Source organism: Streptococcus sp. 449_SSPC (assembly GCF_001073005.1).
GTDB lineage: Bacteria > Bacillota > Bacilli > Lactobacillales > Streptococcaceae > Streptococcus > Streptococcus salivarius_F.
Window position 1 is genome coordinate 40,375 of sequence record NZ_JVGR01000015.1, and the last position, 15,678, is coordinate 56,052.

Annotated in this window: 20 protein-coding genes; 2 read left to right on the plus strand and 18 right to left on the minus strand. The window is 41.1% G+C overall.

All coding sequences use genetic code 11. The features are described from left to right. Nucleotides 1–4: 4 nt before the first annotated feature. Genes ADH51_RS02600 through ADH51_RS02610 form a run of 3 tightly spaced genes read right to left on the minus strand, consistent with a single transcriptional unit; the run spans nucleotide 5 to nucleotide 1,128 of the window. Complete coding sequence (locus tag ADH51_RS02600) at nucleotides 5–529, minus strand: hypothetical protein (RefSeq protein ID WP_002885713.1); 525 nt, start codon at nucleotides 527–529, stop codon at nucleotides 5–7. 3 nt (nucleotides 530–532) lie between these two features. Then, complete coding sequence (locus ADH51_RS02605) at nucleotides 533–847, minus strand: thioredoxin family protein (protein ID WP_002887006.1); 315 nt, start codon at nucleotides 845–847, stop codon at nucleotides 533–535. Then, nucleotides 844–1,128: a DUF4651 domain-containing protein gene (locus tag ADH51_RS02610; protein WP_002885838.1), complete on the minus strand. Its 285-nt coding sequence runs from the start codon at nucleotides 1,126–1,128 to the stop codon at nucleotides 844–846. Before ADH51_RS02610 ends, ADH51_RS02605 begins: the two co-directional genes overlap by 4 nt. Before the next feature lie 99 nt (nucleotides 1,129–1,227). On the opposite strand from ADH51_RS02610, the gene pepA reads away from it, so the two are divergent. Together pepA and proC are read left to right on the plus strand one after the other, a co-directional pair. Next, nucleotides 1,228–2,295 carry a glutamyl aminopeptidase gene (gene pepA, locus ADH51_RS02615; protein ID WP_048674213.1) on the plus strand — a complete coding sequence of 356 codons (1,068 nt, stop codon included), beginning with the start codon at nucleotides 1,228–1,230 and terminating at the stop codon, nucleotides 2,293–2,295. Nucleotides 2,296–2,310: 15 nt separating this feature from the next. Continuing rightward, nucleotides 2,311–3,081 (plus strand): pyrroline-5-carboxylate reductase, encoded by a 771-nt coding sequence (gene proC, locus ADH51_RS02620; RefSeq protein WP_048674215.1) that lies wholly within the window; start codon nucleotides 2,311–2,313, stop codon nucleotides 3,079–3,081. Between the two features lie 26 nt (nucleotides 3,082–3,107). Here the strand turns inward: proC and ADH51_RS02625 are convergent, their stop codons facing one another. The 15 genes from ADH51_RS02625 to rpoC all read right to left on the minus strand — a co-directional run bounded on the left by ADH51_RS02625 (nucleotide 3,108) and on the right by rpoC (nucleotide 15,632). Then, nucleotides 3,108–3,770 carry a CPBP family intramembrane glutamic endopeptidase gene (locus tag ADH51_RS02625; RefSeq protein ID WP_021144681.1) on the minus strand — a complete coding sequence of 221 codons (663 nt, stop codon included), beginning with the start codon at nucleotides 3,768–3,770 and terminating at the stop codon, nucleotides 3,108–3,110. Between the two features lie 112 nt (nucleotides 3,771–3,882). After that, nucleotides 3,883–4,329, minus strand: a complete 447-nt coding sequence (locus tag ADH51_RS02630) for a hypothetical protein (protein WP_021144682.1) — start codon at nucleotides 4,327–4,329, stop codon at nucleotides 3,883–3,885. Between the two features lie 77 nt (nucleotides 4,330–4,406). Continuing rightward, nucleotides 4,407–5,063 carry a CPBP family intramembrane glutamic endopeptidase gene (locus ADH51_RS02635; protein WP_048674218.1) on the minus strand — a complete coding sequence of 219 codons (657 nt, stop codon included), beginning with the start codon at nucleotides 5,061–5,063 and terminating at the stop codon, nucleotides 4,407–4,409. Nucleotides 5,064–5,074: 11 nt separating this feature from the next. Continuing rightward, nucleotides 5,075–5,272: a helix-turn-helix transcriptional regulator gene (locus ADH51_RS02640; RefSeq protein WP_002885716.1), complete on the minus strand. Its 198-nt coding sequence runs from the start codon at nucleotides 5,270–5,272 to the stop codon at nucleotides 5,075–5,077. A gap of 250 nt (nucleotides 5,273–5,522) precedes the next feature. Next, nucleotides 5,523–6,716, minus strand: coding sequence for an acetate kinase (locus tag ADH51_RS02645; protein ID WP_048674220.1), 1,194 nt, complete (start codon nucleotides 6,714–6,716; stop codon nucleotides 5,523–5,525). 56 nt (nucleotides 6,717–6,772) lie between these two features. After that, nucleotides 6,773–7,729 (minus strand): class I SAM-dependent methyltransferase, encoded by a 957-nt coding sequence (locus tag ADH51_RS02650; RefSeq protein WP_002887012.1) that lies wholly within the window; start codon nucleotides 7,727–7,729, stop codon nucleotides 6,773–6,775. Nucleotides 7,730–7,773: 44 nt separating this feature from the next. Then, entirely contained in the window at nucleotides 7,774–8,091 is a 318-nt protein-coding gene (comGG, locus tag ADH51_RS02655) for a competence type IV pilus minor pilin ComGG (RefSeq protein WP_021144683.1), read from the minus strand. After that, nucleotides 8,069–8,506: a competence type IV pilus minor pilin ComGF gene (gene comGF / locus ADH51_RS02660; protein ID WP_002887014.1), complete on the minus strand. Its 438-nt coding sequence runs from the start codon at nucleotides 8,504–8,506 to the stop codon at nucleotides 8,069–8,071. The genes comGG and comGF overlap by 23 nt, the downstream gene beginning before the upstream one ends. Further along, a complete protein-coding gene (gene comGE, locus ADH51_RS02665; RefSeq protein WP_013991265.1) occupies nucleotides 8,493–8,723 on the minus strand; it encodes a competence type IV pilus minor pilin ComGE in 231 nt (76 codons plus the stop codon). The genes comGF and comGE overlap by 14 nt, the downstream gene beginning before the upstream one ends. Nucleotides 8,724–8,754: 31 nt before the next feature. After that, on the minus strand, nucleotides 8,755–9,183 hold the full coding sequence (comGD, locus tag ADH51_RS02670; RefSeq protein WP_014632541.1) for a competence type IV pilus minor pilin ComGD: 429 nt from the start codon (nucleotides 9,181–9,183) through the stop codon (nucleotides 8,755–8,757). After that, entirely contained in the window at nucleotides 9,143–9,457 is a 315-nt protein-coding gene (gene comGC / locus ADH51_RS02675; protein WP_037611125.1) for a competence type IV pilus major pilin ComGC, read from the minus strand. Before comGC ends, comGD begins: the two co-directional genes overlap by 41 nt. 8 nt (nucleotides 9,458–9,465) lie before the next feature. Beyond that, complete coding sequence (gene comGB, locus ADH51_RS02680) at nucleotides 9,466–10,566, minus strand: competence type IV pilus assembly protein ComGB (protein ID WP_129852292.1); 1,101 nt, start codon at nucleotides 10,564–10,566, stop codon at nucleotides 9,466–9,468. Continuing rightward, nucleotides 10,448–11,389 carry a competence type IV pilus ATPase ComGA gene (gene comGA, locus ADH51_RS02685; RefSeq protein ID WP_048674224.1) on the minus strand — a complete coding sequence of 314 codons (942 nt, stop codon included), beginning with the start codon at nucleotides 11,387–11,389 and terminating at the stop codon, nucleotides 10,448–10,450. Before comGA ends, comGB begins: the two co-directional genes overlap by 119 nt. 79 nt (nucleotides 11,390–11,468) lie before the next feature. Beyond that, nucleotides 11,469–11,831 carry a DUF1033 family protein gene (locus ADH51_RS02690; RefSeq protein ID WP_002887019.1) on the minus strand — a complete coding sequence of 121 codons (363 nt, stop codon included), beginning with the start codon at nucleotides 11,829–11,831 and terminating at the stop codon, nucleotides 11,469–11,471. Between the two features lie 162 nt (nucleotides 11,832–11,993). After that, complete coding sequence (rpoC, locus tag ADH51_RS02695; protein WP_002887020.1) at nucleotides 11,994–15,632, minus strand: DNA-directed RNA polymerase subunit beta'; 3,639 nt, start codon at nucleotides 15,630–15,632, stop codon at nucleotides 11,994–11,996. Nucleotides 15,633–15,678 lie beyond the last annotated feature (46 nt).

A 15,678-nucleotide genomic window follows, 5' to 3' on the forward strand; every position in this document is an offset into this window, starting at 1 on the left:
GATTTTAAAATCGACTGACATGCCAAGAATCGTCATTACTACCATAGCGATAACTAATCTTGTCAATTTTCCAGTCACTCTCTGTTAATTTTACGATAAATTGTTTATGGTACCAAAAGTCATTCCCATAAGAAAATTCGAGAAACATCTTAGCCTTACTCTTCATAATAAACTTAACTCGACAGGGCTCTAACACAAAATCATAGGTGCCTGGAGAACCAAAAGAAGCTGAAAAACCTCTTTTATAACAGTTATCAGTCAAGTGTTTTTGAGCTAAAGGAGTCAACTTCTCTTTAAATTCATCAAATAACTCCATTTCTCCAGGAATAGTTTGATGTGTAGGAAGATTATTTTCCTTTTTGTAGGTGTTTATTTCTTGGTGTTTTAGGAAGATATCACTTTCAATTTTGGAATGCTCTACTAAAATTTGGCATAATTCTTCGATGATCTCCTCATTTTTTTCTGTCAGATACTTTTCTTTAGTTTCTGAAATATCAAGAGAGATATTAGGAAAGTGATTGATTTTCATCTTTTAAATCTCCGACAAAAAGGCATTGATTTCTTCTTTGGTTTTACGAGCTTTATTGACCAAGCGTCCCAATTCCTGACCTTTCTGAGTCACGACAAAACTTGGAATACCAAAGATATTCCAAGTTTGTGCCAAAGCCATATAATCATCACGGTTAACACGCACAAAGGTCATATCTGGATGGAGGGCTTCAATTTCAGGCATAACGGGATAGATAAACTGGCAGTCTGGACACCAATCAGCAGTGAAAAAGAAAACCACCTTTTGATCACTTTCAACATAGCTTGCCAATTCTTCAAGATTCTTAGGAATAATCATGCCTGCTCCTCCTCATAGGTCAAGATATCCTCTGCATAAACAAAGCTATAGGAACGTCCATCCTCTAAGACGATACCTCCTGTAAGTCCTGGATTTTCCTTATCAGTGGGATTTGTATAAAGGACTGCGATAGTCCCCAAGTGAGATAATTCTTGTCTAATATCTTGGATTAATGCAGCCTTCTTCATTTCTGCACGTGACTGTCTATACTTCTCTGCCATTGCCAAGAGACCTAAAGCTCCTACGCCTCCAGCAAACAAGGCCAATGTTTTACGTTTCATAAGAAACATTTTACCATAATTTTAGACGAATGGGGAGAGGCTACCTATCTCTTGAGAATCGTGCTAAAATAGTAGCAAGTACTACTCAAGGAGGATTTTATGACTACCCTATTTGACAAAATTAAAGAAGTAACCGAGCTCAGTGCTACTTCAGGCTTTGAAGCTCCTGTACGCGACTACCTTCGCAAAAACATCACCCCACTTGTAGATGAGGTCCAAACAGACGGTCTCGGTGGTATTTTCGGTATCAAGCATAGCCAAGCAGAAAATGCCCCTAAGGTGCTTGTGGCTGCCCACATGGATGAAGTTGGGTTTATGATTAAGGAAATCAAAGCAGACGGGACTTTCCGTGTCGTCGAACTTGGTGGTTGGAACCCACTGGTTGTCAGCTCACAACGCTTCACCCTACACACTCGTGACGGTCGTGTCTATCCTGTCATCTCAGGTTCAGTGCCACCTCATTTCTTACGTGCTAGCGGTGGAGCTTCAAGTCTTCCTAGTGTTTCTGATATCGTCTTTGATGCTGGTTTTGCCAACCAAGAAGAGGCTAATGCCTACGGCGTTTTCCCAGGTGATGTCATCATTCCTGAATCAGAAACGATTCTCACAGCCAATCAAAAGAATGTCATTTCTAAAGCTTGGGATAACCGTTATGGTGTTCTCATGATTCGTGAACTCTTGGAAAACGTTAAGGATCAAGAACTCAATAATACTCTAATCGCTGGTGCCAATGTTCAAGAAGAAGTTGGTTTACGTGGTGCCCATGTCTCTACCACTAAATTTGATCCTGAAGTTTTCTTTGCAGTGGACTGTTCTCCTGCAGGAGATATCTATGGTAATCAAGGTAAGGTAGGCGATGGTACCCTTATTCGTTTCTTCGATCCAGGTCACATCATGTTGCCCAATATGAAAGATTTCCTTTTGACTACAGCTGAAGAAGCTGGTATCAAATACCAATACTACTGTGCTGCGGGCGGAACAGATGCTGGTGCCGCTCACTTGCAGAATGCTGGTGTTCCATCAACAACTATCGGTGTTTGTGCCCGCTACATTCACTCGCACCAAACCCTTTATGCGATGGATGACTTCCTAGAAGCACAGGCCTTCTTACAAGCTATTGTTAAGAAGTTGGATCGCTCAACAGTAGATTTAATTAAAAACTACTAAGACAAGGAGTAACCCATGATTATAGGTTTTATCGGTGTCGGAAAAATGGCGACAGCCATTATCAACGGCCTAAATACAAGCTCACATCGTATCATTATTTCAGGGTCTTCCTTGGCTCGTTCACGCCAGCTTGCAGAGGAACTAGAGGTTGAAGCGGCTGCTTCCCATCAGGAATTGTTGGATAATGCTGACCTGGTCATCCTTGGTATCAAACCTCAAATGTTTGACAAGGTACTAGCCGGTCTCAATTTTCATCAACCTATCATAAGTATGGCTGCTGGAGTGACCTTAGAACGCCTTGCTTCCCTCACCAGTCCAGACCTTCCTCTTATTCGTATCATGCCGAACCTTAATGCTCAGATCCTCAAAAGCACTACTGGTCTTTGCACTAATGATAAGGTATCCGAGGACCTTTTGGCAGTTGCCAAGGAAATCACAGACAGTTTTGGAACCACTGTTGAATTGGCTGAGAAAGACTTTGATACCTTTACTGCCCTAGCAGGTTCTAGCCCTGCCTACATCGCCCTCTTTATCGAGGCTCTAGCCAAGGCTGGTGTCAAAAATGGCCTAAGTAAGCAGGTCGCTCTGACCATTGCCACACAGACGGTTCTAGCTACTGCTGAAAATCTCAGTCTTGGTAGCGACAGTCCACATGATCTTATTGACAAGGTCTGTAGCCCTGGTGGGACTACTATCGCCGGTCTCATGGAACTTGAGCGTACAGGCCTCACCCATAGTGTAGTTTCAAGTATTGATACAACCATTGCTAAAGCCAAAAAACTATAAGAAAAAAGCTCGGAATCTTCCGAGCTTTATTTGATATATGGCGCTAAAAATTGTAAGAGTAACAACATTGAAACCGCAATACTATTGTTAATGATATGGGCCATGATACAGTACTCTAACTTTTGAAACTTACGATATGCTATTCCAAGGGCAAGACCCATACCTGCATATACAATCCAAACACCGATACTATTCGGCATATGAACAAGGCCAAAAAGTAAACTACTAACAATCAAGCCAACAATAGAATCTGGATTAAAGACGCGTCCCATGAGGAGCCCGCGAAAAACCAGCTCTTCCACAATTGGTGCCATAATTACTGTAAACGTTATGAGAAGGAAGGGATTCATATGGGCATTTTCTATGGCTGCCTGATTGGTGCTATTACTAACACCTTCCATCATCATGACTATAGAACCAATCCTAGTAACGATATAAATACCTAGGTAGGTCAAGCCAATCATACCCCAGGCCTTCAGGGAAGAAAGGGCCTTAAAGCCTTCGAAAAGCCCAAGATGTTTTCCTAAGAAAAGAGCTCCTGCGCTCATAAGAAGCAAGACAAAAATTAAGAGACAGACCAGCCTTATATCTTTGACACCTAAATAGATGGTTGGAACTTGATCAATAATTAGTATTAGGAAAGCTAGTAAAAAATAAAGAAAGCGTTTGAGAATTGACCCTTTGTTCATGAGAATCCACCTCTTTTCATCATTTATTTGTATCTTTATTATAATACAACGAAACTTGTTTGACAAGACAAAAAGAAAACGAAAGAGGAGTTTTTCAAGATAATATAGGCTCTTATCCTATTTTAGATAGGATGAGACGAATAAGAGCAAATCCCAATACTAAGCCATAGAGCAAGACTGATAAGACTGTAACATATGGCAACTGAATATTGACAAAGGCATATAGGGCAATCAAAGCAAAGATAAGCAAAAACTCTAAAATCAGAGTTGCAACTGCTGTCGCCATTAAAATCTGTTTATTTCGCTCATCATAGGCAGCAATATACATCTGGTGAAGACGTTTAGGATGAGTAAGCGTCGCAAAATAATAGATTGACAAAACATAAACCCCAATGGTAAGTCCTAAAACTAAGCCTAGAGCATAATCACTAAGACTGTTAGAGCGAACAATAAATAATCCCAAAATACCCAAAGAAAAGAAAGAGCAGGCTACTCGTGTAATGTATTTCTTAAATTCGGCCTCTGTTTTTCTATTTCCTAATAACATTTTTATTAACATATCTTAACACTCCCTTTATTATCCTTTATAAGAGCAATATAACTTTTTTCACTGACAACTTTAAACACTTATTCACCTTAAACGAAAAGGCTGAGTAGTACAACTATGCTATTGTTTAAGATATGGACACCCATACTGTACTCGATACGCTTAGTCTTATAATATGTTATCGCAAGACCAGCTGACATAATACCATAGATGACAATTGTCTGAAGCGTAAATGCTGAGTGACCAGCCATAAAGAGAAGACTGGAAATAACAAGACCCGTCTTAAAGTATTTTCCAAAGAGCACCTTGGCTAAGAGTCCTCTAAAAATGATTTCTTCCATAATCGGAATAATAAAACCGGCGACTACTAGGTAAAGATAGAATGGTACGTGGGCAAAGATAGCATTTAAAGCATCTTGATTTTCCATAGTCGCATTGTGTGTTAACTGACCAATAAAATACCCTAGAAGATCACCTAGGAAAAAGATGACGAGATTAAGAGAAGCAATCGCAACGAGACGTCTCCAATTAATCTCTTTAAGCGATAAGAGTTTAAATCTATAAGCAATCACGATAAAAATAGCCAAACTCCCTAATGCCCAAATACCGTAACCTATTTGCTCCACAAGTGAAAACTTACCATCCTGAGTAAGTAGCGGGAAAGCACCTAATAGTGTTAAATCTAAGATTAGTAGAGTGAGCGCTAAAACAATAACACCAATTTTCTTCATGACTTGTTTAAACATATCTTTTCTCCTTAATCTTCCTCAAAAATAAAGACTTCTTCAATAGTCTTTCCAAAATATCTAGCAATTTTAAAAGCCAGTTCCAACGACGCATTATAGCGACCTTTTTCGAGTGAAATGATGGTCTGCCTCGTGACCCCCATCTCATCTGCTAACTCTGCCTGACTAATCTTATTAGCCTTGCGAAGTTCCTGAATTTTTGTTTCCATGTGGCACCTCAACCTTATCGTTTATTCTCAAATAGTTAAACTCCTTACTTTTCTTTGTTAAGTTAACTTTACATTTATAGTATAGTTCACTTTACATGTTTTGTAAAGTCTTTTTTACATTTTTTGTAAAGTTTTCTTTACTTATAGAATTACACATAAATAGAAATATTCGAATGATTCTGTCAGTGCATTCAAAAAAGCTAGCCAATCACTCGGCCAACTTTTCTGGTCTTATCAAATTTTTGATAACTTATTTAGTTTTAAGGCGCTCAACATCACGCGCAATCACCAACTCTTCATCTGTTGGGATAACAAATACTTTAACAGCTGACTCTGCTGTTGTAATGTCGCCTACATGTCCAAAGACATTCTTTTCAGAATCCACTTCAATACCAAACCAAGTGAGACCATCTAAAACTGAAGCACGAACTTCCGCAGAGTTTTCACCAATACCTGCTGTAAAGACGATAGCATCCGCTCCGTTCAACACACCGAAGTATTGAGCAATGTATTTACGCAAACGATCCACATAAAGATCATAAGCTAAGGCACATTTTTCATCACCAGCATTCTTACCAGCAATGATATCACGCATATCACTTGATTTTTCAGAAATGCCAAGAAGGCCTGATTCCTTATTAAAGACGTGACGGATACGCTCAGCATCTGCCATCTCAGGTTCACGGTCAATAACAAATGGAATAATCGCAGGGTCAAGATCCCCAGTACGTGTTCCCATCATAACGCCACCAAGTGGTGTCAACCCCATTGACGTGTCTACTGATTTACCACCATCAACGGCAGTAATAGAAACACCATTTCCCACATGGGCTGTGATAATCTTAGTTTCTTCAATTGGCTTACCTAACAACTTAGCTGCTTCTTGAGAAACATATTGGTGGCTAGTTCCGTGTGCTCCATACTTACGGACTTGGTAGTCTGTATAGTAACGATTAGGCACTGGATAACGGTAGGCCACTTCCGGCATAGATGTATGGAAGGCTGTATCAAAAACAGCAACACTTGTAATATCTGGGAGGAGCTCCTTAAAGGCACGAATCCCTGAAGCTGCACCTGGATTGTGTAAAGGTGCTAAAGCTGACAATTCTTCAATCTTAGCCAAGGCATCTTCATCCACCAAGCTTGATTCTTTGAAATATTCTCCACCAGCAACCACACGGTGACCAACACCTGTAATTTCATCATAGCTCTTGATAATATCAAAACGAATCAAATCATCAAGCAAGATTTTTACTGCCTGAACATGGTCAGCAATATCTAGAGTTTGCGATTCTGAACGGTCATCAAATTTTACTGTTGAAACAGAATCTTTCAAGCCGATACGTTCAATCAAACCCTTAGCAAGAACAACTTCATCTGGCATCTCATATAGTTGCCATTTCAAGCTTGAGCTTCCTGCATTAATTGCTATTGTTTTTGTCATAAGCCACCTCTTTGTAAAACGCTTTCAATAATATAGTCTTATTCTAACATGTTTTGCTAGAAAATGGAATTATCTGATTTCCATTTTTGGAAATTCTCTGTAAAATCTTTGAGGACCTCTGGGTTTTGCAAATCACTAAGTGGATAAACGAAGGTCTCAGGAGCATTTTCAGTTTGTTTTTTAAGCACAAAGATAGACTTCATGTTATGTTTATTGCCAAAAGCTGCTTCTGGAAGAGTGATAACGGCAATAATATCAGCATATCCTGATAGCCATTTCTTAAGCAAATCACTTTGTGGGCTTGTCAAAAGATTAGTTGGTGCCAAAAGAATAGCAATACCATCTTTCTTCAGGTACTTGAGTGATTGCTCCATGAGAAGGTGATGGGCATAGGTGTGTTCACCGGTTGCTGCAACCTTGAAACGACTCGCAATTTCATCATTAGGGTAGTAACCAACAGGTAGGTCACTAATAATAACATCACTCTCTTTGAGAATATGTGGTCGAACAGCATCTTCTTGAATGTAAACTGCACTTGAATTCACCACATCAGCAATACTAGCTGACAAATCGATAAGAAGATCGTCAACTTCCATTCCCATATAATTAAGGGTTTTCTGACTATTATTTAGAAGAGTTTCAGCCAAGTTTCCTGTCCCCGAACCAATCTCCAAAACATCTAATTGGTCGTCCTTGGTCAAACCTTCGAGTAGGTAGAGGATGATAAATCCAATAGCATCAGGTGTAAACTGGTGATTGGCTTGTAAGGCTTCCAATTGCCCTAGCTTGATAAACAAGAACTGAAAAGCACGACGCCACTCCTCTTTGCTTAGATTAAGGGCACGTAATTTCTCGTTGTTTTTGATGATGACTTCATTAGCTACCTCAGCCCCCAAATAATAGGAATTTTGCTCAATAAGCGCATCGTAAGCATGGGTTCCAAGATCATTTTCAATGGTTTGGACATTTTCTAACAACAGCTCAAAGGCTGTCTCAATTGCTTCAAAATTCATGATTTCCTCCGTCCTTCTATCATATCAAAAAGGAAAGAGAATTTCTATTTCTGCTCCTGCTTCTTCACATAACGATAGGTCTTGATTTGGCCTTTACTGGCAACTCTAACAATCACTTGTTTGTCCTTAACCTCGTAAGTCGTAGTTCCCTGGGAAAAACTAAAAGCACCTGCTTCCTTGTCCGCCAAGTCCATGGTCATCTCTGCCATGAGACGACTCTGACTGGAGATCATTTGCGCTTGGTTCTGCCTAGAGCTAGCAACCACCCGCTCCAGATAAACATGCAGAAGAAGTGTGAAAATGCCAGCCATAAAAAGAGCGTAGAGAAGAACGCCTCCCCTAACCTGTTTTTTCAAAAGCATAAACAAAACTCCTTTGTAGCCCATTTTTAAGAGTCACTTGGATGGTGACTATCTGGTTATTTTGACTAATTGTACTAGCTTTTACATTGAAAAGCATTGGTTGGTAGCCTCGACCGTCAGCATTTGTTTTTCGAAAATCAGTAGCACTTGAAAGGCCAAAAGCCAGGTCTTGATTATCCTGCTTGACATAGAGCTTGTTCCCTTCTACCTTTACCAACTGACAACCTTCTAACTCTGCCTCCATTTGTTGAACAAATAGAAGCCAGTCTTGGCTTTCTTGTTGCTTGACCTGCTTAACATTGCTCACCAATACTGTGGTCAGACCTTGATAAACTTGAACTGAACCAGCAATCACCAACAAGGCCACTAGACACTCCAAGAGGGTAAAAGCACGAACCTTGCTATTGAGAGACATGAATAATCTCCTTTCCTGATTCATAAACCGCGATACCTTGCTTGCTACGTTTTACTGTCACTGTGATGCCATTTAAGGTCAACTGATCCTGTTTGGTCTGAACTGCCATGGTTGCCACACTCAAAACCTCCTGTTGGTGGAGATTCCTAGCCATTAGCCTACGATTGGTATTAATCTGATCCAAGATAAGACCACTGACGAGTACTAAGACAGCCATTGCTATCAAGCTTTCGATAAGAATATAGCCTCTAAGAGACCGTCTTTTTATATTTACCGCTGCCCATGTTAAGCTGATAGGTCACCACCTCCTTATCACTTGAAAAACGAATCTTGGTGAGGCTAGAGTTGCCTCCTTTGGCATCAAATACTAGCGTCTGCCCCTTATCCAGATGTATATTTTTAGGAATCACCAGACTTGATTTTCCGTTACTGATTTTATCCTTGGACAACTGCAATTCAACATTGGACCCTTCCGCCGCTGCCAAGCGCTGACTATCTCGGTATAGGTACTCAAAGCGCAGATAAAAAAGATTAGTCTCAACCTGCTGAAAAATACCTGTGACTGAGCCTGATAAACTCAGAGTGAGAAAGGCAACCACTGCTAGAGTCACCAGACTCTCCAACAAGGTAAAGGCTCTAATTGGCCACTGAGCGGCTTTCGCCACCATGTTTCGCATAGTAATCATTGTATGAATCTGCCTGTTTTTGCGTGATTTGACCTTCTGAAACAAGAGCGGCTAAGCTAGCTGTCTTGTTATTCTTCATTTCATAAAGTTCTGCTTGAGAATCCACGACCTTGACCACAGCCGCATTTCCAGTCTCTTTAACAGAATCCTTCTGCTTGCTCAAGTTAGGTACAAAGAGCAAAAGGAGAATACTGATAATGAGAAGCACGACCAGCATTTCAATCAGTGTAAAAGCTCGTAATTTAACGGCATTCAATTTTTTCAACATCATTTTCATGACATCATTCCTTCCATATTTTGATACATTGGTAATAGCATAGCTGCATAAATCATTACAATCACGATAGCAACAATAACAAAAATGAGGGGTTGCACAAAGGTTGTTGCCTTATTAAGACGGTTAAAGAAAGCCTGCCAAACCTCTTCAGCATAGACTTCTAACTCATAGCCCAACCTAGCATTAGCCTCTCCATAAGCAATAATTAAGGATAGTTCCTTAGTGAAGAAAGGGTGACTAGCAATACGATCAGGAAAACTCTGTCCTAGCATCAAGGCTTCCTCTAAATCAGCCCCCAGCTCACGAAAAAGCTTTGATTTTTGCTCTTTCATTAGAGCAACTAAGTCTAGCAAGTCAATACCTTGCCCTAAGAGATTTCCCCATTCTCTAGCATAATAGGCAGTCGTATATAGCCTGACAGTTTGGCCTATAAAAGGGATTTTGGCCATTCGTCGATAAAAGACAAGGGCTGACTGGCGTTTGACCCATAGATAGAGAATTAAGCTTAATACAAGAAGTCCGCACAAAGTCACAAAAAAGAGTTGGGGAAAAATTTGAACCAACTGTACAGCCCAATTCTCCTTACCATCCCCCTCTAACAGTTGAGGCAGAAGATAATTTTTGAGCCCCAACATAATCAGAACTAGGAAACCCAGAAGTAGAATAGGATAGGTTGCTACCTCCATGAGTTTCTTACGAACCTTGGTCATACGAAGCATATAGGTTTCAATCTTGGTTAAACTCCCTAGAAGATTACCGTGCTTATCAGCAAGGGCAATCTGAGTAACAATATTGTCCGAAAAGCCCACTGCCGCAAACATCTGGTCCAACCTATCGCCTCGCATTAAGCTCGCTTTCATAAGAGACAATGACGATTCTTTCAACAGGTGACTTCGCTCCAAAAAGGCTACGATTTCAGTCAAGGTAAACCCTGCCTTTAACAGTTGTTTGAAAAGCTGGATAACCTTGAGTTGCTGATTAATCTTTAATTTTTTCCCCTTGGATATCCCCTTCAGTGAGATATCCTTGTTTAACCAAGCCTTCCAACTGCTGGTTCCAGCTGGTTGACGAATGGCTTTGGAAATTTTCACTGGCAAAATCTATCACACCTCCTCCCTTAATCAGACGCATGTAGGCAATCCCTTGAAGAGCATTATCCAACTCGGACTTATCTACACCAAGGTCCAGAAGACGCTCATAAACACCTGACACACTCTTTGCGTGAATAGTTGAAAGAACAGTAACTCCCGTCAGACTAGCTCTAATAACCGCTCGAGCAGTCTCCTTATCTCGAATTTCTCCAATAATCAAAACATCCGGGCGGTGACGTAATGATAGCTTAATCAAATTATCATAGGTCATGTCAATTGCTTGATTCACCTGGAGTTGCAAGACATTATCCTGTTTAATTTCCACAGGGTCCTCAATCGAAATCACCTGCTGCCCCTTAAAACGCTCCTGAACCAACTCATGCATAAGCGTAGTCTTTCCAGAACCAACGGGACCTGCAAAGAGATATAAGCCACGATAATCCAAAGCATCCATAATAGGCTGGATTCCTTGATTCCAGTACACTAATTCTCGACGTTCAGAATGTAGAACACGAATAACTAAACTTTCTAAGCCGCGATAATCCCCAACGGTAGACAAACGCAGAGAAACCCTTTGACCATCACCACAATCATAGTCACAGGAACCTAGTTGACTCCTACGCTTCTCACCCACCATCATTCCCGCCACAAATTTAAAGTGACCAATAAGACTAGCCATGAAATCAGGCCGATATACATCAATTAATCTCCTCTCCTGACCAACTCGCATATAGAGCTCGTAATTATCCTGACGTGGAATGACATAAATGTCTTGAGCCCCACAACTATCAGCATTTTTGATCATTTCCTTAGCAAATTCTGTTACCATAAGGACCTCCTCATAGACCTATTCGTAAAAAGTTTAAGAAAATGAAAAAAAGCTCGAAATTTTCGAGCTTCTGGATTATTTAACGTTTAATTTTACAGTGGGCATGATTTGGAAGGTCATTTCGCTTTTCATATCCCGGACGGTATTTTTCCTCAGGAATTTCCTGCCAATCATCCAAAAGAGCAATCGATTGATAGACCTGCAGGTATTCGTCACACTCCTCACACCAGTGCTTATCCTCTTGATCCCAAAAAGCAGTCATGACACTACTACGGCTGATATAACTTGGCAAGGTTTCTTCCATCGCAAACCAAAGTTTTTTATAGTACTTGAGGGCATCGTAAAAATTTTCAAATTCCTTAGTACTGATGATATCCTCTTGCCATCCTTCTAGGAACCACCACGGTTCCAAATCCCCTTTCATTTCAACTACTTGGTACATTTTTCTTTCTCACTTCATCTTTGGTGTTCTTATTATACAAAATTTTCTGGAAAAGATAAAAAAAATGGTCTTATATTTTATATTTATCAAAAATAGAAGAAATTCTAGTCATATAAATACGAAAAGAACCCACAATTCATTGTGAGTTCTTTTGCTTTCATTTTAGTCTTCAGATGATTCCACAATTGCTTCGTCAACAGCAATGTTTTCAATAACTTCAACTTCGTTAACTGAAAGTGGTTCAATGTTACGGTAACGAGCCATACCTGTACCAGCAGGGATAGTCTTACCAATGATAACATTTTCTTTAAGACCAAGGAGATGGTCTTTCTTACCACGGATAGCTGCATCTGTAAGGACACGTGTTGTTTCTTGGAAGGAAGCCGCTGACAAGAATGAATTTGTTTCAAGTGAGGCTTTCGTAATACCAAGAAGGACTGGACGAGATGTTGCAGGAACACCACCAGAGATAACAATATCCTTGTTAGCGTCTGTAAAGTCAGAAATGTCCATAAGTGTACCTGGAAGGAGATCTGTATCCCCTGGATCCATAACACGTACTTTACGAAGCATTTGACGAACCATTACTTCGACGTGTTTGTCACCGATTTCTACCCCTTGGCTACGGTAAACTTTTTGTACTTCTGCAAGAAGATAAGTTTCAACTGACAAGGTATCACGTACTTCAAGGAGACGTTTAGGTTGGATTGAACCTTCTGTCAAGGCCGCACCACGGTGTACTTCGTCACCCACTTCAACTTTCATACGAGCTGTAAATGGAACAACGTATTCACCCATTCCAGTCTTACCTTGAACGAAGACTTTCTTAGTACGTGTTGCAGCATCTTCTTCGATTTCAATAACAGTACCCTTAACTTCAGTGATAACCGCTTCCCCTTTAGGGTTACGTGCTTCAAAGATTTCCTGGATACGTGGAAGACCCTGTGTGATATCGGTGTTTGAGGCTACCCCACCGGTGTGGAAGGTACGCATAGTAAGCTGTGTACCAGGTTCCCCGATAGATTGAGCGGCGATAGTACCAACTGCTTCACCAACTTCAACCGCATCACCTGTTGCCAAGTTGATACCGTAACAGTGACGGCAGACACCGTGACGTGTGTTACATGTAAAGACTGAACGGATAGTTACTTCTTCAACACCAGCATTGACAATAGCAGCAGCCATGTCTTCAGTAATCAAAGTATCTGGACCTACGATTACTTCACCTGTTGTAGGATTCTTAACTGATTTCTTAGTGTAACGACCTTGAAGACGTTCTTCAAGTGTTTCCGTAACTTCTTTACCATCAGTAATCGCACGGATGAGAAGACCACGGTCTGTTCCACAGTCGTCTTCACGGATGATAACATCTTGGGCAACATCAACCAAACGACGAGTAAGGTAACCTGAGTCGGCTGTCTTAAGGGCCGTATCGGTCATACCTTTACGCGCACCGTGAGTAGAGAAGAACATTTCCAAAACGCTCAAACCTTCACGGAAGTTTGAAAGGATAGGCAATTCCATGATACGTCCGTTAGGAGCGGCCATCAAACCACGCATACCGGCAAGTTGAGAGAAGTTAGAGATGTTACCACGAGCTCCTGAGTCCATCATCATAACGATTGGGTTCTTAGGATCTTGTGTTTCAATCAGACGTTTTTCAAGGGCTTCTTTCGCTTCACGCCATGTTGTTGTAACAGCAACATAACGGTCATCATCTGTCATCAAACCACGACGGAAGGCCTTGTTAATTTCTTCAACACGGTGGTGAGCAGCATCGATAATTTCTTGTTTGTTATCGATAACTGGGATATCGGCGATACCCACTGTCAAACCAGCAAGTGTTGAGTGGTAGTAACCAAGGTCTTTCAAACGGTCAAGGAAGGCTGATGTTTCAGTCGTACGAAGACGTTTGAAGGTTTCAGCGATGATGTTACCAAGATTTTTCTTCTTGAACGGTGCATTAATTTCCAAACTATCAATTACTGTTTGGATATCTTGACCTGGTTCAAGGAAGTACTTATCTGGTGTACTATCTGTCAAGTTCTCATTTGTTGTTTCTTGAAGATATGGAATTTCCGCTGGAATGATTGAGTTAAAGAGAATCTTACCAACAGTTGTAACCAAAATCTTGTGAAGTTGGTTTTCTTTCCAAGGTTTATCAGGCATGCTGTCTACCGCGATACCGACACGGCTATGCAAGTGAACATAACCATTACGATAAGCCATCACTGCCTCATCAATATCCTTGAAGACCATACCTTCACCCTCACGGCCTTCTTCTTCCATAGTCAAGTAGTAGTTACCAAGAACCATATCCTGAGATGGTGTTACGACCGGTTTACCGTCTTTAGGGTTAAGGATGTGTTCAGCCGCAAGAAGGAGCAAACGTGCTTCAGCTTGAGCTTCTTCAGACAATGGAACGTGGATGGCCATTTGGTCACCGTCAAAGTCGGCATTGTAGGCCTCACATACCAATGGGTGAAGACGAAGGGCCTTACCATCAATCAAGACTGGTTCAAAGGCCTGGATACCCAAACGGTGGAGGGTAGGTGCGCGGTTAAGAAGTACTGGGTGTTCCTTGATAACATCTTCAAGAATATCCCAAATACGTTCATCACCACGTTCAACCATACGTTTAGCGGCTTTCACGTTACCTGCGTATTCACGCGCAACGATTTCACGCATCACAAATGGTTTGAAAAGTTCGATGGCCATCAAACGTGGCACACCACATTGGTACATTTTAAGTGTTGGACCAACGGCGATAACGGAACGTCCAGAGAAGTCAACACGTTTACCAAGCAAGTTTTGACGGAAACGACCTTGTTTACCTTTAAGCATGTGGCTCAAAGATTTAAGTGGACGACTACCTGGTCCAGTAATTGGACGACCACGACGTCCATTATCGATAAGGGCATCTACCGCTTCTTGCAACATACGTTTTTCGTTTTGCACGATGATACCTGGAGCATTCAATTCAAGCAAACGAGCCAAACGGTTGTTACGGTTGATAACACGACGATAAAGATCGTTCAAGTCTGATGCCGCAAAACGTCCACCATCCAATTGAACCATTGGACGAAGGTCTGGTGGCAATACTGGCAAAATGTTAAGAACCATCCATTCTGGTTTGTTACCAGACTTATAGAAGGCATCAAGAACGTCCAAACGACGAACAGCCTTAACACGTTTTTGACCAGTTGCTGTCTTCAACTCTTCTTTGAGTTCAGCAATTTCAGCTTCCAAATCCACTTGTTTCAAGAGATCTTGGATAGCTTCTGCACCCATTTTAGCGACAAATGAACCATGTCCATACTCTTGCAATTTTTCACGATATTCACGTTCTGTCAAGAGAGATTTTGGTTCAAGTGGTGTTTCCTTTGGATCGATAACCACGTAAGCTGCGAAGTAGATAACTTCTTCAAGCGCACGAGGACTCATGTCCAAAGTCAATCCCATACGAGAAGGGATTCCCTTGAAGTACCAGATGTGTGATACTGGTGCTTTCAACTCGATGTGACCCATACGTTCACGACGAACCTTAGCACGTGTTACCTCAACACCACAGCGGTCACAAACGATACCTTTATAACGGATACGTTTGTATTTTCCACACGCACATTCCCAGTCTTTAGTAGGACCAAAGATTACTTCATCGAAGAGACCTTCGCGTTCTGGTTTGAGCGTACGGTAGTTGATTGTTTCAGGTTTCTTAACTTCACCATAAGACCATGAACGGACCTTAGTTGGTGAAGCTAGTGTGATTTGCATACTTTTAAATCGATTTACGTCAACCACTAGTATTACCTTTCTTTTGTTCTATTGACAATAGCAGCGCTATTCT